This window comes from Clostridium sp. 10cd* (assembly GCF_044336395.1).
GTDB classification, from domain to species: domain Bacteria; phylum Bacillota_I; class Bacilli_A; order Erysipelotrichales; family Erysipelotrichaceae; genus Clostridium_AQ; species Clostridium_AQ innocuum.
In genome coordinates, this window is sequence record NZ_CP172347.1 from 74,360 (window position 1) to 99,409 (window position 25,050).

Here is a 25,050-nt window from a genome sequence, read left to right on the forward strand (position 1 = left end):
AATTCTTAGCTTCTATAAGAGTGTATGAATTTGTGATGCAGCTTCTTTTTTTCTGCCCGCAGCTTTTGACTCTGTGAGATATCTGTATTTCACAATTTTCAAAAGACTGTGATCCATGGTTTTAAAGGTTTTATGAATGAGATAGGCAGAAACTGACAATATGCAACAAGCGGCTGGATGAAAGAATAATAACGTGGTCTGGTCTGTGGATAAGGGGGGATTTAATGTGCTTATCGTGAGAATACATAACAGTGATAAGAAAATTTCTCCACCAAGGCAGATCAGTATTTTATAGGTGCCTGCCTGTTTCAGAAAAAACTTTTTATAACTATGATATGATAAAAGCAGGAACAGGAGCAGCGCTGCAGGATAGCTGTCAATAATGATCAGGACATCAAATACAAATGCAGCAATCCATGCTGCATAGGGGATTGCGAATATTTTACCTTGCACAGACAGACCTCCTCATATATTTATTTCTTTACAGCTGGTCGATAAGGATCCAGCAGAGCTCGTAAATCCTTACCACTTTCATTTAGTTCATCCATTGTGATATCTTCTTTGATCATTCCATCATCTAGGACAACACAGCGGTCAATCACAGCTTCAATCTCTTCTATGTTATGCGTGGAAATCAAAATGATGACATCTTCTTTCACCTGCTCGATCAATTGTCTGACAGTATCCTCCTTGGCATAGATATCCAGTGTGGTAAACGGTTCATCCAGAATAATGAGCTTTGCGTTCATTGCAAATCCGGCACTGATTTCCACCTTTAGCTGCTGACCCTTGGAAAGCGTGCGTATAGTATCTGTTTTGCTTACCTCAAATTGATCGAGTAATTCAAAATAGCGTTCTTTGGAGAAAGCAGGATAATACAGAGATAGAAAATCTCCGTATTCCTTTGAAGACATATAGGGGAAATAACTGCCATCCTCTGTAATGAAGGCAACCTTGTCAAACTGCTCCTCTACGGATTTATCATTCCATGTAATGATTCCATCATCCAGAGGCAGAAGGTTTAGAATACCTTTCAGCAATGTAGTCTTACCGCTGCCGTTTCTTCCCAGAATGCCTGTAATCTCACCTTCCTGAAAATCAATAGTGGTATTGCGCAGACCCCGGTTATTGGAGTACAGCTTTTTTACGTTTTCCAGCTTCAGCATTTGTAACCTCCCGGCTGTTTATAATCACAGCATTTTTTAAGTTGTATGATAAATATTGCACTGTACAATAAGGAAATAAACAGCATGAGTAGATATGATTTCCATGAGGTGTAGCTCAGATACATCAACAGCAGATAGCTCGGATACAGCCAACCACTCATGCAGGATATTTCTGATCGGCACGCATATATCACAGAGGTGCCGCCTGTAACAACAGATACATAAAAACTGATTAGAAACAGTATAGATGTAACAGATGTAGGATATAAGAAGGGGAAAGCAAGCTGCATGGAGAGCATTGTTGTAAATGATTGATATTTCTCAGGGAGAAACAGATGCTGATTTTCCAGCAGCTGTAAGTGATATTGAAATCCAAAATATAAAATTGTTAGACTAATCAGATAAAAGACAAGCAATAGGATGGCCAACAGGAGAGCATCTGCGACAATGCGCGGCTTTTGTGTATAAGCCAGCAGCATCCATCGCGTCTTGCCCTGACGGTAATCAAACAGTGTCCGCAGGATATAGTAGAAAAATATAAGTACAAAGAAACAAACCGTAACACCATAAAAGAGGTTATAGACTAACGGCAATAGCTCAATCCATGAATCGCTGCTGTATAGCAAACGGATATTTGATGCGATACTCTGCATGATGAAGGCAGAGACCATGAAATAGGCGAGAATGGTTATCAGCAGAATTCTCCAAAGGCGGCGTATATGTTGTATAAATTCACGTTTCAGCATGCTCCTTCACCTCCTGAATTTAACTGGAAAACAGTCCGCGGGCAGTTCTGTAAGAGAAGGCTTTAGTTTTAAGAAATCCAGAGAACCGACATACAGGGTCTTACCGTTTTCTATAACAAGGACCTTGTTCATAAAGTATTCAGCATCTGCGTTCATAGAAACATAAATTCTGCCATTCTTATATAAAATATCATAAATGCTGACATACTCCTGATTAGCGCTATCTGAAAGAAGCTGCTTGTTTTTAACACTGATGAGCTGCATGGTATCCGTATTCAATGTCTGAATAGTATCATCATAGCTGAAGCAAAGATAGTTGTCATTCTTATAAATGGTATCAAAATAATGGAAGTCCTTTATGCTGATTTCATCCTTCAAATTACCGTTAAGATCATACTTTGTAATATACAGCTTTTGATTTTTTTCGCTGAATACGAACATATGGTCTGATGAAATCTGCAATGCAAGATAATTTCGGTCCATGCTTACGTTTGTCAGCTTTTCTGTCTTCAGAGATGTGCTCATAGCGTAATAGCCGTGCTCCGTATCTGTATTGATGCTATAGCTTTCAGGATATTTCATTTTTTTTGCACGGTAGATATAATTCTGACCGCTCATCGCCGTGGTACTCGGTGGAAGAATATAATAGTACCCATTATGATAAACAGGCTGCGTGGTACCACCGGATTCTGCCATGTTTTCCGGCTCGATCCATCCGGGAGTTAACTTTTTTTCCTCCGCATCATACATACCGTCTTCTAGAAGAATATGCTTTTGATCTGCGATATAAGACAATTCGGTTTTTATAAAGCCAAGATCATTCCCCAGCTGTTGAGTATCTGCCAGCATTACGGATACATACAGGGATGCTTTATTCAGCTTCCGTTTATAGGAGGTTACATCTGTCCGATTTTGATCCTTTTCTTTCTCCCAGCCACTGATCGCCTTGCAGTCATCCTCACATACATACGTGAAGGATGTATAGGAGGAGCCCGGATAAATCTGTGGTTTTGTAATCTTATGAGACTCTCTGGCACGCTCATCATAGGATATCAAAATGGATGCCTCCTCCAGATTTACGGTACCATCAAAGCTGACACCATGCAGTGCGGAGGCATTTCCTATTACATCCTGTAAAGGAAAGGCTGCCTGTCTGGCAATTATTAGAGGCAGGCTCAAACATAAAATGGAAACAAGAGCTATGAAAATCATAAAATTCGTTGTCTTTTTCATTTCATCACCCTCCTTTTCCACATGAAGAAAGCCTTCAATTGTATTGCATGTATAGGGAGAAGCAGCAGCATAGCAGCAACTGCGTACCAGTCCTCAATTACCTGAAAATCCGGCATCATTTGTGCCAGAATCAACTTAATAAAGAGGAAAATAATCAGAAGACCAACATACAGCAGGACTGTTTGTAATCCTTTATATGTTTCCATACCGATTAACAAAAGGGTACTGATACAGGTTAGCGTGATCAGCTTTAATAAATCAAGAAGAATGACAGCTGCAGTAAAGGGCATATAGGTAGTTGCGGTTGCCTGAGAAAGCTGAAAAAACAGAAAGGTGTTGCTTAGGAACGGCTGTTTATCTGCCATAAGGAAGTAAAGAGCAGTCCATGTCAGAAAATGCGTGCAAAGCAAACCAAGATAGGTCATGAATTGAAACAGCAGTTCACTGTAAAGAAAAGTGGATTTCCGGATTGGCAGAAGACGAACCCGGGTTAAGCCTCCTTCACTCATAAAGGTTTTATAGCGCTTCCTGTGTATCAGAAACAGGAGCAGAAAGCTTGGATAGAATGCCAGAAGCATAATAGAGTTGATATCCTCAGTAATTCCGATAAAGCATAGCGCGACCTGAACGAGGAAGATATCCACGTACAGGAATATGATCTTATTCACATAAGGCGCAGAGGTATTTTCAATAAATAAGCGAATCTCTTTCATCGCAGTCTCCTTTCTGTATTGCGCACGCAATACACTTGATGGAAATAAAAATTACGTGTTCCATAGCTTTGTAAGCCAGACAATCGTCTGCTGAAAATCCAGGCCGCTTGTCTGACACTCCTTTACAAATTCCTTCATCGTTTCCTCTATCATTTCACTGCGCAGCTTTTCCAGAATTTTCTCATTGACGATAACTACACTTTTCACATTGCTTATCGTCTTTATAATACCTTCATCTTCCAGCTGTTTATAGGCTTTTTGTACCGTGTTAGGATTGATGGAGAGCTGAAGTGCAAGCTCACGGCGGCTTGGCAGTTCTTCATAATGCTTCAGCTCATCCGCAAGGATTAGCTTTTTGATATAGCGACTGAGCTGTGGATACATCGGTTCTTTCTTGTTAAACTGTATATCCTGTAAGTTCATGCACATTCACCTCTCTTCAAGTGTATTATAACCGCAATACACTGCACAGTCAAGAAAAGCCTGTTTGTTTTTACAGACAGGCAGACTGTAAATGCATTCAAAAGATAGTTTCCTCAGCATTAAGAACACCGGTTTTTATCCATTCTGATAGATACTCGCGAATCAGATGCTCGTGTGTGTTTTTATCATTGGACACATAATTCGCAAGGAATGTAGCGAGTGTAACATGCTCCGTACGAAAGGCTCTGCTTTTATCCTTTGTTGTGTTCTGAATCCAGAAAATATAATTGTATGCTTTATACCAGGGGGAAACATATACGTTTATATGATATTGAACATTTGAACGCATATCGATGTAGGCATGAAAAATAGGCTGCTCAGATACAATCATATGCTTATAGTTCTCGAATTCTTCCTTTTGCATCATACTGTCCTCCTTTCTTTTCATCACAGAGGTTAGAAAGCATTTGACAGCGGAACAGCTGCGGATGGACTGACCTCTGTACTTAATCATAAAGAATATTATGAAAAAAACAAGCTTTCTGGGACAAGCGGTATTCTACAGGGTGGAAACGGTCATTTTATGCTGTTAAAATGAAAACTCTATGAGTTCTTTAGCTTTCAGAAAATACAGCATTGCAATTCCCTTTGAACCGTGGTAACATTTTATCGTGATAAAAAAGGGGAGCTGGAAACGGCTGAGAGGAAGCGCTCGCTTCGACCCATAACCTGATTCGGATAATGCCGACGTAGGGAACTGTGTACAATATGAGTGACTGCATATTGAGATATGGCCTGCGTTTGCTGTATCTCTTTTTTATTGCTGCATACGGAAGGGGAGCTCCAACCGTACAAAGAACTTCAGCGAGGGAGCCTGCCAGACAGGCTGAGAGGAAGCTGTATGGCTTCGACCGATCTTGGGATATCAACCGGGAAAGCTGTTTTCTTTGTGCTTCCTGTTCTTATCCCTAAGGAAAGCAAACAGGAGGTAAGTAGAAATGAAAAATGAGAATCGTGTTTTCCGCCATGTATTTCTGGCAATGATGGTAGCCGTTGGAGTTGTCATATCGCCAATTCTGCGTGTGGAGGGAATGTGCCCGATGGCACACTTTATCAATATTACAGTGGCAGTGTTGATGGGACCCTGGTATTCGTTTCTGTGTGCGGTACTGATCGGGGTAATTCGTATGGCAGTCATGGGGATTCCGCCGCTAGCATTAACAGGAGCTGTATTTGGTGCAGCATTGTCAGGTATCTTTTATAAAATCAGCAAGGGAAACATATGGGCAGCTGTGCTGGGGGAGATTATCGGAACAGGAATCATCGGGGCGATTGTTTCCTTTCCGGTCATGGCGTTGCTATGGGGAAGAAACGGTCTGACCTGGATGTTCTACGTTCCTAGCTTCTTTATGGGAACAGTTATCGGCGGTAGTATTGCATTCGTATTTCTGACATCCATGCAGCACAGCGGTATGCTGCTTAAGATGCAGAGAAAGCTGGGAGGAGAACAGAATGTACGAGAAACTCTGGAGTCTGAGAAAACAGCTGCAGCACAGTCATAATCTGATTCACTGCATCACCAATCCAATCAGTATGAACGATTGTGCAAATGCTGTACTGGCACTGGGAGCGAAGCCGATTATGGCACAGCATCCGATGGAATGTGAACAGATAACCGCATGCAGTAAGGCACTGGCACTGAATCTTGGTAACTTTGATGACAGTCGTGCGATTGCTATGAAGAAAAGTCTTCATTGTGCAAATGAGAACGGTATTCCGGTAATTGTTGACATGGTTGGTGCTGGCTGCAGTGACCTGCGTGAAGCGTTTGCAGAGAAGCTGTTGCATGAAGGAAAATTCTCCATCATAAAAGGTAATCTTTCCGAGCTGAAGGCAGTTAGTGGCCGTGACAGTCATGCTCTGGGGATTGATGTGGGTGATGATGATCGGGAAGCTCCTGCAAAGAGTGCTGAATGGCTGGCCGAGCTTGCACGCAAATATGGTACTACTGTCTTGTGCAGTGGAGAGGTGGACATTCTAACGGATGGAAAGCAGATATATTTTGTAGAGAACGGGGATTCCATGATGACGCTTTGTACAGGAACAGGCTGTATGCTGAATGTGATTGCAGCAGCATTTTTATCCGTTACAGAGACTGCGCTTGATGCAGCATTGGCAGCATGTATAACCTTTGAGCTGGCTGCGGAGAAAAGTGTTTCAATCACAGAGGGACCGGGCAGCTTTCATGCATCACTGTTTGATTCTTTATATGAAATAAATACGCTGGATTTTGCGAAAGCAAGGATTAGGAGAGAGCTATGAGATTTGATTTAACATTATATCTGGTAAGTGATTCAACAGGTTTATCAGAAGATGAGTTTCTTAGACGACTTGAACAGGCGTTACGCGGCGGTGTTACTCTATTGCAGTTAAGAGAAAAAAACAGAACAACGCTGGAATACTATGAGCTTGCCCGCAAAGTAAAAAAGCTGACGGATGCTTATGGGGTACCGCTTATGATTGACGATCGTGTGGATATCGCTCTTGCAGTGGATGCGGCTGGCGTCCATGTCGGTGCAGAGGATATGCCAGTCAAAGAAGCACGCAGACTCATGGGGCCGGATAAAATTGTAGGTGCAACAGCGAAGCGTGTGGATACTGCCATGCAGGCAGAAGCAGATGGTGCTGATTATCTGGGAGTCGGCGCAATTTATCCGACTACGACAAAGGTGAAAACAGTATTAACCAGCGTGGAAACACTGCAGGATATCTGTGCACATGTTTCAATTCCGGTTGGTGCTATCGGTGGCTTGAATGCAGAGAATTGTGAGATTCTAAAGGGAACGGGTATTAAGGGAATCTGTGTTGTATCTGCTATTATGAAGCAGGAAAATTCCTATGATGCAGCGAAAGCATTAAAAGCTAAAATCATGACAATCTGTAAATAGAGGTGCAGATAAGATAAGAAAAAGACAACTTCTAAGGATAAAAGCTCTTAAAAGATGTCTTTTTTTATGAAGCCGCATACAGCCTTCAACCGTTATTGCAGATGCTTGAGATAATTCATACTGTGTAGTATTCAACCTTATCTTTCTGTTAACGTGTAATCCGATATAATATGAGGCACATTCTAGTTAGCTGCTTCCGTAATTCTCTATATCATAGCTGTTATCTATTGTTATTCATATGAAAATATAGTAACAGGATATCCAAAAAAGCAGCTGTAAAAATCCCATGTATATAAAATGTGCATAGATACTTTTATTTGATAAATATCGTTTCGTTAGATTCAAAATGATGAGTGGTGCTATCGTAGTTAATAACAACATCAAATAGAGAAAAACAGGCAGTTTCGTTAGCAGGTTAACAAAGCTTACTATGATACATAAATTTGTAAGAACTAAATATATCTTATGAAAACCGATCGTTGAATTTGATTTCAATCTTGAAAATGCAGAGGCATATACCGGTATCTTAAAGAGAAGTGCAAGAATAAAATGGAATGATGATGTATTATCAACATCAAAAAAAGATAAAGATAAGCACGGATACGGACTGAAAAATATAAAAGAGCTATGCGAGAAATATCAGGGCTCTATGGAAATCAATATAGAAAATGCTATATTTCAGCTGATACTGTCATTTCTTAAAATATAGAGGTGTCTAGGAAGGACACCTTTTATAATGTTTGTTTAAATGATAAAACTTGTGCTTAGATACCAAAACAGTAGTTAAAATACAATGTCATTAAGTTAAGAGGATGAAAACAAACAGGATGCGGTTTTATTTTATCTCATTCTGATAGGATTAAGAGTAATCTGAAAAAAATGCATGACAAAAAGAAGATTTTTCAAGCAATTTATAAACTTTTGAGTTATAATTATATCGTATTAAGAAAAGCGGTAGTTGAAACATACTAGCGTTTGTGATTTCACAAGCCTCTTACATTTTCGATTTTGGCGGATTGGTAAGATATCTTGTGAAATGAGAGTTTCAAGATCAGGCGGGTGACCGCCTTTTCTTTTATAATGCTGGATAAAATAGCGACAATGATGTATCGCCATTTTTTTGTTTATCGCATAAGAATACTTTTTTTTCTTACCCTTTCCCTTTGGCTTTTTATTTATTATATGATGAGCCATAATAAAAGATATATTATACAGTATCATCCTTGCCCAAATCTCCTGTTGGATGCTTTCTCGTTTTTTCGCATGAACAGCACACAGATCCGCTGAAAATTTAAGGTCACGGAACGATAATTCTATACCCCATCGAGTATTGTATATTTCTTTTATTTCATCCTTACTAAATTCATCCCGGCTTAAATTTGTGATGATGGATTCATATTCTTCACTACCATCCAGCTTAAATCGAACTACACGGAAATGAAGTACATACTCAGGATTATGTTCATCAATAAAATCAAACGTAGATGTAGTAGATAAGAAACGATATTTCTCTGGTTGAGATTTTATATCTTTGGTCTGTTTTCTTGTCAATGTGATATGTAAATCCAAATCAAATTCTTCATCTGGCAGATTGAATTTTCTTAAAAGACTGGAAATCGAGTGTATATCTTTCACACGTATCAAAAAGGACTTACCCGACTGTATGATATGTGCCATAGTATTCCAGGTTGCATAATTTCTATCTGCGATAAAAATAGCATTATCATCGTGAAAACGTTCAACTATTTTCCACATGGCTTCGACCTCGTTCTTACTATGAATCCCTTGAACGATCGTATCTAAATAACGATGGTTTAAAACATCATAGCTGACATTAAGATGAAAAGCAGATAGAAATTTTCCTTTCGATGCACTTTTATGTAACGTATCGGGATCACTAAAATCAAGTGGTATTTGCATTTCAGACCCATCGACCGCAATAAGATGATAGCCCTTATATAAATTATCAGGTGGAAATGCTTTATTCAGTTCATTCAAAATATATTGAAAAACACGTGAAGAAATTTTAGAACGTGCCTGGACAAGTGCAGAGGCAGTTGGGGGATTATTTGAGTAATGGAAAAAATCAAGTAGTTCTTCCCGGATAGGCTTACCCGCCATTGATAAGATGAATGAAACAGTATCTTTAAAAGATAGCTTTCTAGATTTACGAGTGAAATCAGAACTTTCATGTGTGACAAAATGTTGATCATATTTCAAACGATCCGCCTTATTTAAAATCTTATCCAAAGAATTGAAAAGTGTTTTATGGATAGAGATCATACCACAATCCCCTCAATTCTTTTATCAGATATGAAGGTAGAACAAGCATTGAAATTATTACTAAGGATCATATAAGATCACCTCCTACACCTTACAAAAGCGCGAAGTGTAACGGAGCGCACGATTTTTCTGATTTTGTCAAGCCTAAATAAAAAAGACACCTATACTTTTTGTATAAATGTCTCTCATCTATTTTTCTTTAACTTAATGACATTGAGTTAAAATAACGTTTTTTTGTTATTATGCACTTGGGGTGGTACTATGCAAAATCAGGAAGTTATGAAAGAAGAATCTGTTGGCTTTCTTTTAATTCAATATAAGTATGTTCTTGAATATCTGCAGCTTTTAGCTGAAGATAATTGGAGATTAAAAAAGGTAAAAGATACTTCTTTTTATTTTGAAAGAGGATATAGAGTACAGCATTCCTACTGTTTGATTCCGGTTGACATGTTTGACAGAGAGCTTGAACTGAGGGCAAAGCAATTGGATTGGAAACGAATAGGTGCATGGAAGCATCTTCTTGTTTTTGGAAATGAAACACTGAATGCAATTCCTTTGATAGAAGAGCGTATCCTGAATGAATACATAAAAGCAAGCAGATATAAATGGGAAGACTTTGTTCGTATAGTATGCTATATTATTGGTTCTATAAGCTGTTTTTTATCCTCGTTTTGGTGTGTGTTTCATAAAACTGATTTCATTTCATTTTTCTTTCTCAGTTTGTTATGGTGTGGTGTATCTGTTTTTCAATTTTGGGTCTTGATTCGCGCAAGCAGATGTATATGGAGGTTTGATTTTGAGACAGTAAAGGATATCGAAAAGGCTAAAAAAACGATATTGGGAATAAATGAAAATATGATTATTAGTATTATTGCTTCAATTCTTATACTTATAGTCGGCTAAGCTTCCCCTAAATTCAGGCATTTTAATTTCTTTTTCATCTATATTCATCCATAATATAAGCAGCATTGACAAAAGTGAATGATTTTCTATAGGAATTTACGCCAATCTGTTTTATAATCATAACGTCAGGGATGAATGTAATAGAAAAGGAGGAGCTTATGCTGAACAAGGAAAAAATATATATCACCGGTCACAGGCATCCGGATACGGATTCCATCGCATCCGCCATCGCCTATGCAAAGCTCAAGCAGCGTCAGGGCTTTCATGCAATTGCCTGCCGCCTTGGTCCGGTGAATGCGGAAACTGAATATTTGCTTGAACGCTTCCACATGGATTTGCCTATGCTGTTCGAGGATGCGCGCGCCACCTTGGATGAAATTGAAATTGACGGCCCGCTGGCAATCAGTCCGCAGACAACCATTATGGAAACACTGGAGCTGATGAGTGAACAAAACAAGCAGTCCTACGGTGTTATCAATGCGCAGGGAAAACTGATGGGGATGGTTACCAAATCAGACCTCGCTACGGTTGGTCTGGGAGATACTGCTGTCGCTATTCAGCTTCTGCAGGAGACTCCGCCGGAATATATCGCGAAAACGGTGAGTGGGAAAATGATATACATGGATAAAGCGTATCATTTTAACGGAAAGACAAGCGTCATTGCGATTGCGGAAACAAAGCTTAACAACTATGAACTGCAGGACCGTCTTGTCATTGTAGGGAATGACTCGGAAGCACAGGAAGCAGCAATTCGCAAGGGAGCGGGAATCCTGGTTGCGGTATGGACGGAGCATATTGAAGACAGCGTGATTGCACTTGCGAAGGAATATCACTGTCCCATCATCCTCTCTGGGCATGGAACAATGAATACCTCCCGTTATCTGTTCTTTTCTCCGCCGGTCAAGCTGCTTATGAAAACCGATCTCGTCAGCTTTAACAAAAATGAATTTGTTGATGAGGTGGGAAAGAAAATGCTGAAATCAAGATACCGCAGCTATCCGGTGATTGATGATGAAAACCATCTGATCGGCTATGTTTCACGCTATCACATTTTGAATCAGCATAACAAGAAGGTTATTCTGGTGGATCACAATGAATATGCACAATCAGTGAAAAGTATAGAAAAGGCTGACTTGCTGGAGGTTGTGGATCATCACCGTGTATGTGATATTTCCACTAACCGGCCAATTTCCTTCCGTAATGAAATCATAGGCAGTACGGCATCCATCATAACTTCCATATATCTGGAAAATCAGATGAGTATACCTAAGGATATTGCCGGTCTGCTGCTTGGCGCAATACTCTCCGATACGCTGAAATTCAAATCACCGACAACAACCGCAAAGGATAAGGGACTTGCCAGAATGCTGGCAGAAATTGCGGAGCTGGATATCGATGTATTTGCGAAAGAGATGTTCAAGGTAAGCTCCAATATCAGTAACAAGACACCGCGTGAGCTGCTGAATCAGGATATCAAAAAATTCGAAATCGACGGCAGAACTGTCATGATCTCACAGGTGATTGCCTATCAGGTAAGTGAAGCCAAGGAAATCGAGGATACTCTGCAAAGCGAAATGGTGAAATTTGCACAGGAAAAAGGACTTGATCTTCTGGTTGTTGCATTTACGAGTATACTGGAGAACGGCTCTGTCTTCTATGCTGCCGGTGATATTGCGGATGTGGTCGCTGAGGCGTTTCCAAACCACTTTGAAGAAGAGCATAGCTTTCAGGAGGATATATTATCCAGAAAAAATCAGATTGTGCCATTGCTTTCCCGGGCAATCATCAATTCTGTACACTGATTATCAAAAAAGACAATCCCAGAGAAGATTGTCTTTTTTGATAATCAGTGTGTCGGGCATGGCATATATCTAACCCGTGAGAACAAGGATGAAAGTGCAAGCCTACAAAAGATAGAAAAAACGGTTATATACTATAATTAAAAAGGCTTTCAAAAGAAAACATGCCGGTTCCGAACCATTAGTAAAGGCATTACAAGAGTAAATCAGGTTGTGCGGGGATGGATAAACTATTTCAAAGCAGGAAGCATGAAAATATTCCTTAGTAAGTTTGGAAAATGGTTACGCCACAGGATAAGATGTGTCACCATAAAACAATGGAAGAAATCAAAACGATTTTTAAGAATCCAATGAAATTAAATATTGCATGTAAGAGTAAATTTAGAAAAGAAGATATCTACAAATGTGCAATCACAGAAATAGGATGGTATAGAAGAAGTACGATGAAGGTCGTAAATTTCACATGATCTTCAAAAATTCTAGGCATTAAGAAAGGGGATAGACCTGATTTGGTGCATCCCCTGGATTCTTAAGAGTTTGTAATACCGATATAAATGTAGGACCGTATACGTGACCTTTACGTATAGTTCAATGGAATAAATTTAAGTTTATTCCTCTACCCTATTCTGCAGATTGTTTATTTTGCGCTTTCTATATAGTCCTTTACATTTTCTTCAACAACATGGAATGGTGCTGCACCGCTTTTCAGAATTGCTTCATGGAAGTCCCTGTCATTGAATTTATCCTTTAGTTCCTCCTGTGCATCCTTCTTCAGATTGGCAATCTGGACATATCCTACATAATAAGAGAGGAATGCTGTTGGATTTGCCTGCAGCTGGTTATAGAAATCACTGACATCGGAAACGCCAAGACCGTTTTCCTCCAGGAAATTTGATAAATCTTCCTTTGTCCATCCTTCATAGTGAATACCGATATCGGCAAGAGCTATCAGGCAATCCTGATAGACAACCATATTCTGCTGCAGCTTGACAGCATCCGCAGATACACCGTCAAGATACTTTAATGCATACAGCTCGGTATATGTGGCATAGCCCTCGGTATAACCAAGGAAGCTTGCCATACTGTTTCTCCATGGGTCTTTTACATTCTTATAGGCATATGCAATCTGATACATATGTCCCGGAATTCCCTCGTGTGCAACGGTAGAGAAGGTTTCCAGTGACTGTACATTCAGTGCATCCTCCAACATATTCACACGAATCTGTTTCGGTGTGGTACCGTCCAGTGCAGGAATGTTGAAGTAAGCCGCAACACCGCCGGATGCCAGATCCTCACCGATCGGCCTGATTCGATAATTCAGTGTTCCCACGGATGGAAAGTCATCCTTAATATCCTTATCAAGATCCTTCAGCATGCTTTCAAAGTCCTTGTACTTAGTTTTGATTTTTCCGTTTACATATTCATCATACAGATTCTTGTTTTTGGAGATCACAGACTGTACGGCAAGCAGGGATGAACGTGACATACTGTTTAATTCTTTTTTAATATCCTCAATGGATTTATCCGTGCCGGTTGCCTGCTTGAACAGAAGCTCATAATACTCTTTTCCGTTCTTCATATGGCTCAGTCCCAGCGTATTGTTTTTAGAGGAATCCAGCTCCTTCATCGTTTTGATGATATCACTGTACGCAGGCAGGAAATACTCCTGAAATGCTTTTTTCAGCTCAGCCTTGTACTGCTTTGTCTTATCATCCCCCAGCTTCAGATTGTCGATACTTTCATTCAGCCCGGTAAGTACACTGCTGTTTACATCCTCCTTAACAACCTTCTCGCAATACTCTTTTACAGATTTGATATCCAGCATCAGTGTGCCTTTTTCTTCCTGCTTTTTCGTATAGGCAAGAATACTGTCCATATACGGACGGACTGATTTCATCAGTGTGATAACATCCTTTACATCCTGCTCATTGCGAAGTGTCCAGTCGGAGAACAGGGTTGGCAGCTGTGTGTGCATACCTGTCATGGATTCCAGTGGCATACTCATATAATCAAACTTGGAATCGTTCATTTCTGTAGTGTAATCCAGCATGTAGCTGTAAATATCATAAGTTTCCTTCTGCTCATCGCTTAACGTATCGCGGTCAAATTCCTTGAAGGCCTTCGCGGATTTCTCATTCAGCTCCTTGTTTTCCTTCATGGTTGTTTCATTCAGTTCTTTATCGATCTGAACCTTGGTCTTGCTTGTATCTACTCCGTAATCCTTTGGGTTTTCCAGAATAATGTGCGTATTCGGATAGCTTTGTTCCATAGATTCCACGAATTCCTGCTTCATAAATTCATCAAACTTCTTCTGTTCTTCTCCGGAATCCTTTTTTGAGCATCCGGTGAATGAAAAAGCCATGACTGCAGATAACATCAATAATGTTATTTTCTTTACGTTCATATTTCCTCCATTTTCTCTCTGTTTCTAAGTAGAGTGCGTTTGTACTACAGATATTTTATGTATCTTACTGTTATTATATCGTCTAATCATTGATTTCACAATGAATTATCCACGGAAACGGGTTTTGTTATGAATCAAGTTGTCGAGTAGAAAGGTTTATGATATTCTAATATAGAAAAGAGTTGATGATTGTGCATGAACGACATACAAAAATACTGGAGCTTCTCTCTCAATATAAAAAAATAGAGGTAACCAGATTATCTGAGCTGCTTTCTGTTTCACAGGTGACGATTCGCAAGGATCTCATGCAGCTGGAAAGCAGTGGTCTGATTCTGCGGGAGCATGGATATGCGGCTTTGCATGACAGTGATGATCTGGCAAACCGGCTCGTCTACCATTATGAAATCAAGCAGAGAATTGCCAGTCTGGCGGTGGCGGATGTTCAGGATGGGGAGACACTTATGATTGAATCTGGTTCGTGCTGTGCACTGGTCGCGCTGGAAATCGCAAAAACAAAAAAGAATGTGACCGTGATCACCAATTCCGCTTTTATTGCTGATTATATACGTAAGCAGGGAACTCTGCAAATCATTTTGCTGGGAGGCGAATACCAGCAGAGCTCGCAGGTCATGGTTGGACCGATGACGAGAAGATGCATGGAGCCGTTTTATGTAGATAAGCTGTTTATCGGTACCGATGGATTCACAGCGGATTCAGGTTTTACGGGAAATGATTATATGCGCAGTGAAACGGTACGTGATATGGCTCAACAGGCAAATCATGTCATTGTAGTTACAGAATCCACTAAGTTTTCACAAAAGGGACTTGTTCATCTGATAGATACCGATCATATTCATATGGTTGTCAGCGATGATCGTATACCGGAGGAATGCGAGCAGTACCTCACGGAGCAAGGTGTGGAAGTAAAAAAAGTGAAGGTATAAAAAAAGGAGCATCTGCCCCTAAAAGAAACAATCAATACCCTGATTCAGGAAGATTTGCTGATAATCTCTTAAATCTTCCGGATACAGGGCTTTTTTATGCTTCATTTCATAGTCGCGATTCAGCATTTCATATTTCTTTTCGCCGAACTGATGAAAGGGAAGGAGCTGTACCCGTTGAATTGAGAGTGATGTAAGCAGTGCAGCAAGGCCTTTTGCATCCTGCAGGGATGCATTATATCCCGGGATGATGGGTATGCGTGGAAGAACACAGAGCTGATGTTTCACACTCCATGCAAGGTTTTCCAGTATCAGATCATTGTTGACGCCGGTCCCAAGAACGTGCTGTTCTGTGTCATAATGCTTGATATCGAACAGTAAAAGATCAAACAGCGGGGCAAGCTTTTGAAATACAGCGGGCTGGATATATCCGGTAGTTTCAACTGCGACATGGATTCCCTCCTGCTTCAGGCGTAAAACAAGTGCCTTTGCAAATGACGGCTGTGCCAGAGCTTCTCCGCCGGAAAGTGTAACACCACCCTGAGATTCTTCATAAAAGTCGCGGTCCTGCAGGCAGGTTGCGACAACCTCATCAGCATCCCTGCTGACGCCTTCCACCTGCAGGGCTTTTGCTTTACACGTAGCGATGCAGCGAAGACAGCCAAGACATTGTGCATCGTTGATCACAATACGGCTGCCCTTTCTTTGAACTGCCTGCTGCGGACATGCCTGTATACATGCGCCATCCTGTATACAAACAGATGCATCATATAATATCTGTGTCTTTGAAAGCTGAGACTCCGGATTGGAACACCAGCGGCAGCGAAGCGGACAGCCTTTCAGAAAAACGGTTGTCCGAATACCGGGACCGTCGTGTATGCTGAATTTCTGGATATTGAATACCATACCTTTACACATTAACATCACTCCTTACTACCGTTATCATAGCACAGGAGTGATAAATTGTAAAATAAATATTTCAAATGAAATTAATGTTGTATTCAAATGAAATATTCATCTTGACTTAACTCAACGATATGATACTATAATAGTGTATTGTTTGAATTTATATTTCATATGAAACTAAAAACAAGCGTGGAGGAAAGCATATGGAAAACAGAGAACACTTTGGAACACTCACAGAAAGAATGCATAGCTTCAGAGAGGAGCTTCTGAATACAGAGGCATCCATTGACGCCACACGTGCTGTGCTTGCGACACAGGCATATCAGGAGCATGCGGATAAGCCGCTGCTTGTAAAGCGTGCTTTCATGCTGAAAAATATTTTGGAGAATATGCCGATCTTTATCGAGCCGCAGACACTGCTCGCTGGTAATCAGGCTAAGAAAAACCGGGCAGCACCTATCTTCCCGGAATATGCGATGGATTGGGTTATAAAAGAGCTGGATGAATTCGAGCTTCGTGACGGGGATGTTTTTCAAATCGATGAAGAGACAAAGGAAGAACTAAAAAGCATCGCTCCTTACTGGTATCATAATACAACACTGGATAAAGGACTTGCCATGATTCCACCGGAAAGCAGAATCTTTTATGATCTCGGTATTATCAAAGCGGAAGGAAATATCACAAGCGGGGATGCACATATCGCTGTTGACTATGGAAAAATTATGCGAAAAGGGCTCAGGTATTATGAGCAGCGAACCTTGCAGGAGAAAAGGAAGCTGGATATGACAGAACCGGATAGCATTTCCAAATATCATTTTTATGAGGCGATTCTGATCGTCATTGCTGCCGTACAGGCATTTGCAAAGCGCTATGCTGAGCTTGCGCTTGCACAGGCTGAAGCAGCACAGGGAAAACGAAAGCAGGAATTACAGAAAATGGCGCAGATACTGAACAGGGTGCCGTATAAACCGGCTGAAAATTTTCATGAAGCTATACAGTCCATGTGGCTTGTCCACCTCGTTTTACAGATAGAATCCAATGGACATTCTCTTTCCTATGGACGTATGGATCAGTATTTATATCCATACGTAAGGCATGATCTGGATACGCGGGTATTGCAAGAGGAACAGGCCGTAGAGCTTTTAACAAATCTGTGGCTGAAAACATTTACTATCAATAAGGTAAGAAGCTGGTCGCATACACAATTCAGTGCCGGTTCTCCCCTGTATCAGAATGTTACGGTAGGAGGACAGACCCATGATGGAAAGGATGCTGTAAATATGCTGTCCTTTCTCATTCTAAAATCTGTTGCACAGACCCGTCTTCCACAGCCTAATCTGACTGTACGCTATCACAGAAATTTATCTGCTGCGTTTATGGATGAAGCAATCGAGGTCGTAAAGCTGGGAACCGGGATGCCGGCTTTTAATTCCGATGAGGTTATAATTCCATCCTTCATCGAAAAGGGGGTTGGTAAAGAAGATGCATACAATTATAGCGCGATTGGCTGCGTGGAAACTGCAGTACCCGGAAAATGGGGTTATCGCTGTACCGGTATGAGCTTTCTGAATTTTCCGAAAACGCTGCTGATCGCCATGAATGCAGGTGTGGATCCTGCCAGTCAGGTAAAGCTGGTGGAGGGGCTTACACATTTTAGTGAAATGATATCCTATGCTCAGCTACAGGAAGCATGGGATATAACAATACGTGAGTTCACAAGACATTCTGTGATCATTGAAAACTGCTGTGATCTCGTTCTGGAGCAGGATGTTCCGGATGTATTATGCAGTGCATTGACGGAGGATTGTATCGGACGGGGAAAAACCATAAAAGAAGGGGGAGCTGTATATGATTTCATATCCGGGCTGCAGGTGGGAATCGCCAACCTTGCGGACAGTCTGGCAGCAGTAAAAAAGCTGGTATTTGAGGAACAAAAAATAACTGCGGATCAGCTGTGGGATGCATTGATGGATGATTTTACATCACCACAGCATAAAGCGATACAACAGATGCTGATTGCGGATGCTCCCAAATATGGAAATGATGATGATTATGTAGACCAGCTGATTGTGGATGCCTATGATGTCTATATCAACGAAGTGAAAAAATATCCGAATACGCGTTATGGAAGAGGACCGATCGGAGGAACACGGTATGCCGGTACCTCCAGTATCTCTGCCAATGTCGGTCAGGGAAAGGGAACTCTTGCTACTCCGGACGGGCGTAATGCTGCCACACCGCTTGCTGAAGGCTGTTCCCCATCACATGGTATGGATAAGAACGGACCTACTGCTGTATTCAAAACCGTTTCCAAGCTTCCGACACATGAAATTACCGGCGGGGTGCTGTTAAATCAGAAAATGACGCCGCAGATGCTGTCGAGCGAGGAGAATAAGCAGAAGCTGGAAATGATGATACGTACCTTCTTTAATCGCCTGGACGGTTACCATGTTCAATATAATGTGGTTTCCCGTGATACACTGCTTGATGCACAGAAGCATCCGCAGAAGCATCGGGATCTGATTGTCCGTGTTGCCGGTTATTCTGCTTTCTTTAATGTCCTGTCCAGGCAAACACAGGATGATATAATTGAGCGTACAGAACAAACGTTATAGTCCGTGAAGAAAATCTGTCTGCGTTTATAAAAGAAAAAGAATCGTGATGTCCTGCACTATACAGGCTCACGATTCTTTTTTAATGCTTATTGCTATACAGATGTCTTGCGACATAAACGCCGCTTGCACTTGCATGTGAGAGGGAATGGGTAACACCGCTGCAATCACCAATCACGTACAGTCCTTCATGCCTGGTTTCCAGATTATGATCAATTTCAACCTCCAGATTATAGAATTTTACCTCTACACCATACAGCAGGGTATCATCATTGGCAGTTCCCGGTGCCACCTTGTCCAGTGCATAAATCATTTCGATGATGTCATCCATCTGGCGTTTGGGAATTACCAGACTCAGATCACCCGGTGTAGCGGATAAGGTTGGTGTGACAAAGCTTTCCGCGATACGGGAGTCCGTGCTTCTCTGTCCGCGTATCAAATCACCAAAGCGCTGTACGATAACGCCGCCCCCCAGCATATTGGAAAGACGCGCAATGCTTTCCCCATATTCGTTGCTGTCCTTAAACGGCTCTGTAAAGTGATTGCTTACCAACAGGGCGAAATTCGTATTCTCTGTGTAGCGGGAAGGGTCTTCATAGCTGTGCCCGTTCACCGTTACAATTCCATTGGTATTTTCACTGACGACAACACCGCGGGGATTCATGCAGAAGGTACGGACCTTGTCCTGGAACTTCGTCGTACGGTATACGATTTTGCTTTCATACAATTCATCCGTCAGATCGGAGAAAATGCTGTAGGGCAGTTCTACACGCACACCGATGTCCACACGGTTGCTCTTCGTGGCAATTCCCAGGCTTTTACAGATGCTTCCCATCCATTTGCTTCCACTGCGGCCTGTGGATATAATGCATTTGCTGCCGGTAAAGCTTTTATCCCTGCTCACCAGACGATAGCCGTTCTCCAGCTTTTCCACTGCATCTATATGCGTATGGAAGTGTATTTCAATTTTATCCTTCAGCTGATTGTACAGGTTTTCCAGAACAATATAATTCACATCCGTACCAAGATGGCGTACGCTTGCCTCCAGCAGATGTAAATCATTCTGCATGCATTTCTTTTTCAGATGCGTATTTTCATTTGTATAAAGCTTTGTCCCCTGTCCACCGTTTGCCACATTGATCTCATCGACATAATTCATCAGATCAATTGCTTCTTTCCTTCCGATATGTTCGTATAAGGTACCGCCAAACTGGTTGGTGATATTGTATTTTCCATCAGAAAAGGCTCCTGCTCCGCCAAACCCGTTCATAATAGCACAGGTCTTACAGTTGATGCAGGATTTAATTTTCACCCCGTCAATCGGACATTTTCTTTTCTCCAGCGGGTTTCCTGTTTCGAATAAAGCAATCTTCAGCTCCGGGTTCAGTTTCATCGCCTCGTAGGCAGAGAAGATACCGCCGGGACCGGCCCCGACAATCAGTAAATCAAAATCCATATGTTACCTCCATCGTTATATGTATAACTTCCGGGAAATCTTGAATTTCCTATGGTATTTTATCACAGAAACAGAAAAAAGCCAGCGGTATTCATGAAAACTTTATGAAAACGGTTACTATTCACTAACCTATATTGTATATAACGCTTAGATAAGGGCAAAAGAAAGCTTATATTACTTATGGGTTTTGATTGAAACTGCGTATCATAAGCATGAATAACTCTCCACACTTGTTATGCAGAGAGCCTTTCATTGTATGGAGATATGGTTAAAGGTGTTGCTCTTATACGATTACTTACATCGTGTCAGCCGTATGTACTTGTTTTTTAACAGCCTCCAGGGTATCACACTTTAAAATTAAACTTGATACGATATGCAATTGGTCCTCGGTTAATGACTGCAGCCATGCTGTGCAGTCTTCCTGATATTTGGCTTCCATAAGCCTATGTAAGAGCTGTCTCTCTCCTTCGATTCTACCTTCAACCTTACCTTCAGCTTTCCCTTTAATGATTCCTTCCTTCATCCCCTCTTCAAAGCTGTCCTCCAAGCCGTAGCGATAACGTGCCTCTCCCATCTGAATCGCCATTGCGGTTGACCACAGCTCATCATCCTTCTGCATTTCCTCGTACTTGTTCACGAATACCTTCACCAGCCTTTCCTTTGATTCCAGTATATCATTTTTCGCATTGTTTTCAAACAGGAAGCACAGCTGTTCAAAGTCATCCATCTGCTGAATGGCCTTTTTCTTAGCGATTTCATTGATAACGGGCAGATGGATGTAGGTTCTTCTAATCAATGGGTGTTTACTCTCATCTTCCCCCTGCTCATTGCGCATCTGATAGTGGTTGATCAGATTTTTATTATTCCATGCGCATTTCTCAATGAAAATAATCTGATATACCGGCTTTAAATCCTTGTACTTTTCACTGCTATCCAGCTGGTTGTTCAATGCTCTGGCCCCATAAAATTCAAAGCGCATCATTTCCGCTACTCCTGCATAGGTCGTCTGCATTTCCAGATTAAAAAAACGACCTTTCTCATCCTTCACATGAACATCCAGAATAATGCGTTTCTTCCCGATTGTTCCGGGATCCAGATTCGGATTCTGTACAGTGCTTTCCTTTACCTTAATTCCGGTAACACGTTCAATAATGGTGTTGCGGGCGTACACAGAGCCTTCATCCTCACGGGAAAGGGTGTACTTGAAGAATACATCATTGCAGTAATTCAATACAGTATTTGCTTTCGTATTTTCCATGACGAAAACCTCCTTCTGTAAGCTCATCATCACTTACATACTTCTATACGTTAAGAAGGTATGAAATTCCTAAAAAATCCACATATTCTTGATTTTTTCCTGCTTTAAAAGGATTGTCAGCTTGCATTTTACAGAGTTGCGATTTCGATCACTTCTATCTAAATGTATATAACAGAAAAAGATGAGGCGATAAAATAGCTTTTCTGCCTTTATAAAGAAACAGGTATAATCCTGCAATCGATGTCCATACTTCAGCTATGAGGTGAAGAAATGAAACGTTATGCAATAATCGGCTGTCTGTGGTTTCTTATGGCATCTGCTATGATTCATGGAAATGCCAGAGCAGAGATTGATTATGAAATCCGCTATGACAGCAATACGAAGCAGACCTATGAGCTGAAACAGAAAATTCAGGATATCTATTCCGAGCTGGTTCGTGGTGTACATAAGGAATCCTATATTCTGATGGTGCTTCATAATAAGGAATTATTTGCTTACCGAAAGGATCTTCAGGCTGACTGGAAACAGAATCAGCTAGTGATTACCGAGGGTGATGGAAAAGGAGATACGATTACCGGTACATTGCGAACAGAAAGTGTGTGTGTTCCGGAGGTTCAGCCGCGTTCCCTTTTTCAGGAGATATTTCAATAGCTATATTTGCAAACATCAACGGCTTTTTCCTGTTGGTGTTTTTTTCTTGCAGGTGAGTCACGGATTCCTGCAACTTGGTTGAATTTTATAGCTTTTCTATTCATGTGCAAATATAATAAAAACAGGAGGATGCGGTATGAAAATCATTGAGGGTAAGGATTCACAACAGCTGGATGTCCGCATCCGGTTTGACTCGTTGGAGGAAAAACAGGCAGCTTTCCGCTTGCTGGCAGCTATGCATCAAAAGCTGATCGGCTTGCAAAGAGATAAGGAATATCTGCTGCGTCTGGAGGATGTCTGCTTTATCGCTTCCAGTGACAAGCGTACCTTTTTATATACTGCACAGGGCTGTTACGAGTCTATGCTCTGGCTTTATCAGATGGAAGAACAGCTGAATGATGATTTCATACGGATCAACAAAGCAACAATTATCAATATGGAACATGTAACCAGCATGCATGCAGACCTGGGGTCAAGAATCCGGGTATATCTGGATACCGGTCATCAGCATATGGTCACAAGGACCTATGTAAAGGCATTTAAGCAGAAGCTGAAAGGGGAATAATGGCATGTATAACTATCTGGTTAAATTTTTTAGAAATGTAACAATGTCCTTTTTTACTGCGATTTTTGTAATTGCACTGGCAGGTGTCACATGCCGGGATGGAATTATGAAGGTGTCAAGCTTTTATGTGCAGGGCGGTATTTCCTTTTCTGCTGTTTTTGAGCTTTTATTGCTTTCCTCTCTTCTGGCATTATGCAATTTGCTTCTGGATAAGCCCACAGTATTTCCTGCAATGCGTCTGACCTACAAAATTATTTTGCGTATTGCAGTTGTTATGATGCTGATTCTACCGTTTATTTATGTATGCCGCTGGTTTCCTGTTGATGATCATGCAGCATGGATCGGCTTTGTTGTCTGCTTTCTGTTAAGCTTCTCGGCAGCAACTCTGCTAAGTGTGTATGCCACACGAAGAAAGGATCGGGAATATCAGAAGCTGCTGGAGGCCTATAAGGCAAAGAAAGAGGAGAGGAAAAAATGACAATACTGGAAGCGGATCACATACAGAAGAGATTTGCGGAAAAAATGGTTTTAAAGGATATCAGCTTTTCCATTGAGAAGCCGGAAATCTTTGGACTTCTGGGACCGTCAGGGTCAGGAAAAACAACGCTGATACGGATTCTACTTGGCTTATTAAAGAAGGACGGCGGCAGTTCATATGTTCTGGGGAATGATTCCGGGCAGCTAAGTGATGATACGTATGCACAGATTGGTATGATGCTGGATGAAGCTGGATTATATGATCGTTTATCCTGTATAGATAATCTGGATATATACAGAAGGCTCTATCAGCTTCCTTATAATGTCATAGAACCGGCACTGCGCCGTGTATCTCTGTATGACAGCAGACAGAAAGCAGTCATTAAGCTGTCAAAGGGTATGAAGCAGCGGCTTTCCTTTGCCAGAGCATTGCTTCATGAGCCTAGGGTTTTATTTTTGGATGAGCCTGCCTCGGGATTGGATCCGGCAACAACATCCAACATTCATGAGCGCTTGTTTGAGCTGAAGGAAAAGGGTGTCACTATCTTTCTGACAACACACGATATGGAGGAGGCAACACGCCTATGCGACAGAGTGGCCTTTTTGAATGAGGGGTCTATCATCGAATGTGATACGCCGGAAGCTATCTGCTGCAAATACAATACGACGAATCAGGTTAACATAACGACAGCGCAGGGAGAGAGTATTGTGCTGGATATCAAGAGAGATGCAGAAAAGATTATGCATCTGATGGAAGCCGGACATGTGAAGACCATCCATTCCATGGAGCCTACACTGGAAACTGTATTTATCTCACTGACAGGAAAGGAGCTGGTCTGATATGAAGCCTTCTCATATATATGCAATCATCCGTAAGCAGCTAAAGGACACCTTTCGTAATAAGCCTACGCTTGTACAGTTTGTGATGTTTCCGGCAATCGCAGCAATTCTGACACTTTCCGCCGGCGAATTTGAACTGCCGAAAAGATACTTTGTAAATCTGTTTTCTGTTATGTATGTATGCATGGCTCCGATTCTCATCCTGTCTGCGATCATCAGTGAGGAAAAGGAGAAGGGCTCTTTACGTATGCTCATGATGTCGAATGTAAAACCGATGGAATATCTGCTGGGCATCGGAGCGTATGTGTTTGTATTTTGTATGGCAGGTGTGCTGTTTATGGGATTACTGGGGAAATTCTCCCTGCAGGAGCTGTGGATGTTTCTGCTGCTGAATGCATGCGGTATTCTGATTTCCTCAGTTATTGGCGCACTGATTGGGGTTGTGAGTGATAATCAGACGGCTGCCAGCGGTCTGTCCGTTCCTGCCATGCTGCTTACTTCCTTTATTCCCATGCTGTCAATGTTTAATGCCTCCATACGCAATGTTGGAAAATTTCTATATTCTCAACAGATTTATGAGCAGATCAACAACAGCTCTACGATTGTTCTGTCCGCACAGTCATTTGTTGTGATACTGATAAATTTTGCTCTTGTGCTCGTGCTGTATGTGTACATGTATAGAAGGAAGCAGCTGCTTGCTTCATAATAAAGTAAAACCCGGTATGT

25 protein-coding genes and 1 riboswitch are annotated in these 25,050 nt (G+C 41.3%); of the genes, 14 read left to right on the forward strand and 11 right to left on the reverse strand.

Annotated features, from left to right (window positions below):
• Positions 1-473 precede the first annotated feature (473 nt).
• The 6 genes from ACG3M1_RS00330 to ACG3M1_RS00355 all read right to left on the reverse strand — a co-directional run bounded on the left by ACG3M1_RS00330 (position 474) and on the right by ACG3M1_RS00355 (position 4,708).
• Positions 474-1,166, reverse strand: coding sequence for an ATP-binding cassette domain-containing protein (locus tag ACG3M1_RS00330; protein WP_008818064.1), 693 nt, complete (start codon positions 1,164-1,166; stop codon positions 474-476).
• Positions 1,160-1,912, reverse strand: coding sequence for a hypothetical protein (locus tag ACG3M1_RS00335; RefSeq protein ID WP_008818065.1), 753 nt, complete (start codon positions 1,910-1,912; stop codon positions 1,160-1,162). Before ACG3M1_RS00335 ends, ACG3M1_RS00330 begins: the two co-directional genes overlap by 7 nt.
• A 6-nt stretch (positions 1,913-1,918) precedes the next feature.
• On the reverse strand, positions 1,919-3,145 hold the full coding sequence (locus ACG3M1_RS00340; protein ID WP_009588969.1) for a hypothetical protein: 1,227 nt from the start codon (positions 3,143-3,145) through the stop codon (positions 1,919-1,921).
• Positions 3,142-3,858 carry a hypothetical protein gene (locus tag ACG3M1_RS00345; protein ID WP_044904154.1) on the reverse strand — a complete coding sequence of 239 codons (717 nt, stop codon included), beginning with the start codon at positions 3,856-3,858 and terminating at the stop codon, positions 3,142-3,144. The genes ACG3M1_RS00340 and ACG3M1_RS00345 overlap by 4 nt, the downstream gene beginning before the upstream one ends.
• 51 nt (positions 3,859-3,909) lie before the next feature.
• Positions 3,910-4,281, reverse strand: a complete 372-nt coding sequence (locus tag ACG3M1_RS00350) for a GntR family transcriptional regulator (RefSeq protein WP_002606753.1) — start codon at positions 4,279-4,281, stop codon at positions 3,910-3,912.
• A gap of 97 nt (positions 4,282-4,378) precedes the next feature.
• The gene (locus tag ACG3M1_RS00355) at positions 4,379-4,708 is read right to left on the reverse strand and encodes a hypothetical protein (protein WP_008818070.1); all 330 of its coding nucleotides are present in this window, start codon (positions 4,706-4,708) and stop codon (positions 4,379-4,381) included.
• A 244-nt stretch (positions 4,709-4,952) separates the two neighbouring features.
• A riboswitch (TPP riboswitch) is annotated at positions 4,953-5,054 on the forward strand.
• A gap of 225 nt (positions 5,055-5,279) precedes the next feature.
• On the opposite strand from ACG3M1_RS00355, the gene thiW reads away from it, so the two are divergent.
• The 4 genes from thiW to ACG3M1_RS00375 all read left to right on the forward strand — a co-directional run bounded on the left by thiW (position 5,280) and on the right by ACG3M1_RS00375 (position 7,938).
• Positions 5,280-5,843 carry an energy coupling factor transporter S component ThiW gene (gene thiW, locus ACG3M1_RS00360; RefSeq protein ID WP_008818071.1) on the forward strand — a complete coding sequence of 188 codons (564 nt, stop codon included), beginning with the start codon at positions 5,280-5,282 and terminating at the stop codon, positions 5,841-5,843.
• The gene (thiM, locus tag ACG3M1_RS00365; RefSeq protein WP_008818072.1) at positions 5,794-6,603 is read left to right on the forward strand and encodes a hydroxyethylthiazole kinase; all 810 of its coding nucleotides are present in this window, start codon (positions 5,794-5,796) and stop codon (positions 6,601-6,603) included. Before thiW ends, thiM begins: the two co-directional genes overlap by 50 nt.
• Entirely contained in the window at positions 6,600-7,229 is a 630-nt protein-coding gene (thiE, locus tag ACG3M1_RS00370) for a thiamine phosphate synthase (RefSeq protein ID WP_395814673.1), read from the forward strand. Before thiM ends, thiE begins: the two co-directional genes overlap by 4 nt.
• A 544-nt stretch (positions 7,230-7,773) precedes the next feature.
• Positions 7,774-7,938, forward strand: coding sequence for a GHKL domain-containing protein (locus ACG3M1_RS00375; RefSeq protein ID WP_224720936.1), 165 nt, complete (start codon positions 7,774-7,776; stop codon positions 7,936-7,938).
• Between the two features lie 233 nt (positions 7,939-8,171).
• On the opposite strand, the gene ACG3M1_RS00380 is transcribed toward ACG3M1_RS00375, so the two are convergent.
• A complete protein-coding gene (locus tag ACG3M1_RS00380; RefSeq protein WP_008818074.1) occupies positions 8,172-9,512 on the reverse strand; it encodes an IS4 family transposase in 1,341 nt (446 codons plus the stop codon).
• A 261-nt stretch (positions 9,513-9,773) separates the two neighbouring features.
• Between ACG3M1_RS00380 and ACG3M1_RS00385 the strand changes: the two genes are divergently transcribed.
• The 3 genes from ACG3M1_RS00385 (at position 9,774) to ACG3M1_RS00395 (ending at position 12,568) form a co-directional block, all read left to right on the forward strand.
• The gene (locus ACG3M1_RS00385) at positions 9,774-10,415 is read left to right on the forward strand and encodes a hypothetical protein (protein WP_002606769.1); all 642 of its coding nucleotides are present in this window, start codon (positions 9,774-9,776) and stop codon (positions 10,413-10,415) included.
• Between the two features lie 158 nt (positions 10,416-10,573).
• Entirely contained in the window at positions 10,574-12,217 is a 1,644-nt protein-coding gene (locus ACG3M1_RS00390; RefSeq protein WP_002606770.1) for a putative manganese-dependent inorganic diphosphatase, read from the forward strand.
• 177 nt (positions 12,218-12,394) lie between these two features.
• Positions 12,395-12,568 carry a group II intron maturase-specific domain-containing protein gene (locus ACG3M1_RS00395; protein WP_395815406.1) on the forward strand — a complete coding sequence of 58 codons (174 nt, stop codon included), beginning with the start codon at positions 12,395-12,397 and terminating at the stop codon, positions 12,566-12,568.
• Between the two features lie 283 nt (positions 12,569-12,851).
• On the opposite strand, the gene ACG3M1_RS00400 is transcribed toward ACG3M1_RS00395, so the two are convergent.
• Positions 12,852-14,618, reverse strand: coding sequence for a DUF885 domain-containing protein (locus ACG3M1_RS00400; RefSeq protein WP_008818077.1), 1,767 nt, complete (start codon positions 14,616-14,618; stop codon positions 12,852-12,854).
• A gap of 185 nt (positions 14,619-14,803) precedes the next feature.
• Here ACG3M1_RS00400 and ACG3M1_RS00405 point away from each other — a divergent pair, with 185 nt between their 5' ends.
• Complete coding sequence (locus ACG3M1_RS00405; RefSeq protein WP_044907557.1) at positions 14,804-15,562, forward strand: DeoR/GlpR family DNA-binding transcription regulator; 759 nt, start codon at positions 14,804-14,806, stop codon at positions 15,560-15,562.
• A gap of 18 nt (positions 15,563-15,580) precedes the next feature.
• Here the strand turns inward: ACG3M1_RS00405 and ACG3M1_RS00410 are convergent, their stop codons facing one another.
• A complete protein-coding gene (locus tag ACG3M1_RS00410; protein WP_054344327.1) occupies positions 15,581-16,477 on the reverse strand; it encodes a glycyl-radical enzyme activating protein in 897 nt (298 codons plus the stop codon).
• A gap of 191 nt (positions 16,478-16,668) precedes the next feature.
• On the opposite strand from ACG3M1_RS00410, the gene ACG3M1_RS00415 reads away from it, so the two are divergent.
• Positions 16,669-19,080 (forward strand): glycyl radical protein, encoded by a 2,412-nt coding sequence (locus ACG3M1_RS00415; RefSeq protein ID WP_395814676.1) that lies wholly within the window; start codon positions 16,669-16,671, stop codon positions 19,078-19,080.
• A 79-nt stretch (positions 19,081-19,159) separates the two neighbouring features.
• Here the strand turns inward: ACG3M1_RS00415 and ACG3M1_RS00420 are convergent, their stop codons facing one another.
• Positions 19,160-20,533, reverse strand: coding sequence for an NAD(P)/FAD-dependent oxidoreductase (locus ACG3M1_RS00420; RefSeq protein WP_002606775.1), 1,374 nt, complete (start codon positions 20,531-20,533; stop codon positions 19,160-19,162).
• Positions 20,534-20,828: 295 nt separating this feature from the next.
• Complete coding sequence (locus ACG3M1_RS00425; protein WP_009270120.1) at positions 20,829-21,791, reverse strand: Rpn family recombination-promoting nuclease/putative transposase; 963 nt, start codon at positions 21,789-21,791, stop codon at positions 20,829-20,831.
• A 270-nt stretch (positions 21,792-22,061) separates the two neighbouring features.
• On the opposite strand from ACG3M1_RS00425, the gene ACG3M1_RS00430 reads away from it, so the two are divergent.
• The 5 genes from ACG3M1_RS00430 to ACG3M1_RS00450 all read left to right on the forward strand — a co-directional run bounded on the left by ACG3M1_RS00430 (position 22,062) and on the right by ACG3M1_RS00450 (position 25,030).
• Positions 22,062-22,442 (forward strand): hypothetical protein, encoded by a 381-nt coding sequence (locus ACG3M1_RS00430; RefSeq protein ID WP_002606777.1) that lies wholly within the window; start codon positions 22,062-22,064, stop codon positions 22,440-22,442.
• 136 nt (positions 22,443-22,578) lie between these two features.
• The gene (locus ACG3M1_RS00435) at positions 22,579-23,007 is read left to right on the forward strand and encodes a LytTR family DNA-binding domain-containing protein (RefSeq protein ID WP_008818082.1); all 429 of its coding nucleotides are present in this window, start codon (positions 22,579-22,581) and stop codon (positions 23,005-23,007) included.
• Positions 23,008-23,011: 4 nt separating this feature from the next.
• The gene (locus ACG3M1_RS00440; RefSeq protein WP_044907542.1) at positions 23,012-23,485 is read left to right on the forward strand and encodes a hypothetical protein; all 474 of its coding nucleotides are present in this window, start codon (positions 23,012-23,014) and stop codon (positions 23,483-23,485) included.
• Positions 23,482-24,324 (forward strand): ABC transporter ATP-binding protein, encoded by an 843-nt coding sequence (locus ACG3M1_RS00445; protein ID WP_395814679.1) that lies wholly within the window; start codon positions 23,482-23,484, stop codon positions 24,322-24,324. Before ACG3M1_RS00440 ends, ACG3M1_RS00445 begins: the two co-directional genes overlap by 4 nt.
• A 1-nt stretch (position 24,325) precedes the next feature.
• Positions 24,326-25,030: an ABC transporter permease gene (locus ACG3M1_RS00450; protein ID WP_065530352.1), complete on the forward strand. Its 705-nt coding sequence runs from the start codon at positions 24,326-24,328 to the stop codon at positions 25,028-25,030.
• The last annotated feature ends 20 nt before the right edge of the window (positions 25,031-25,050 follow it).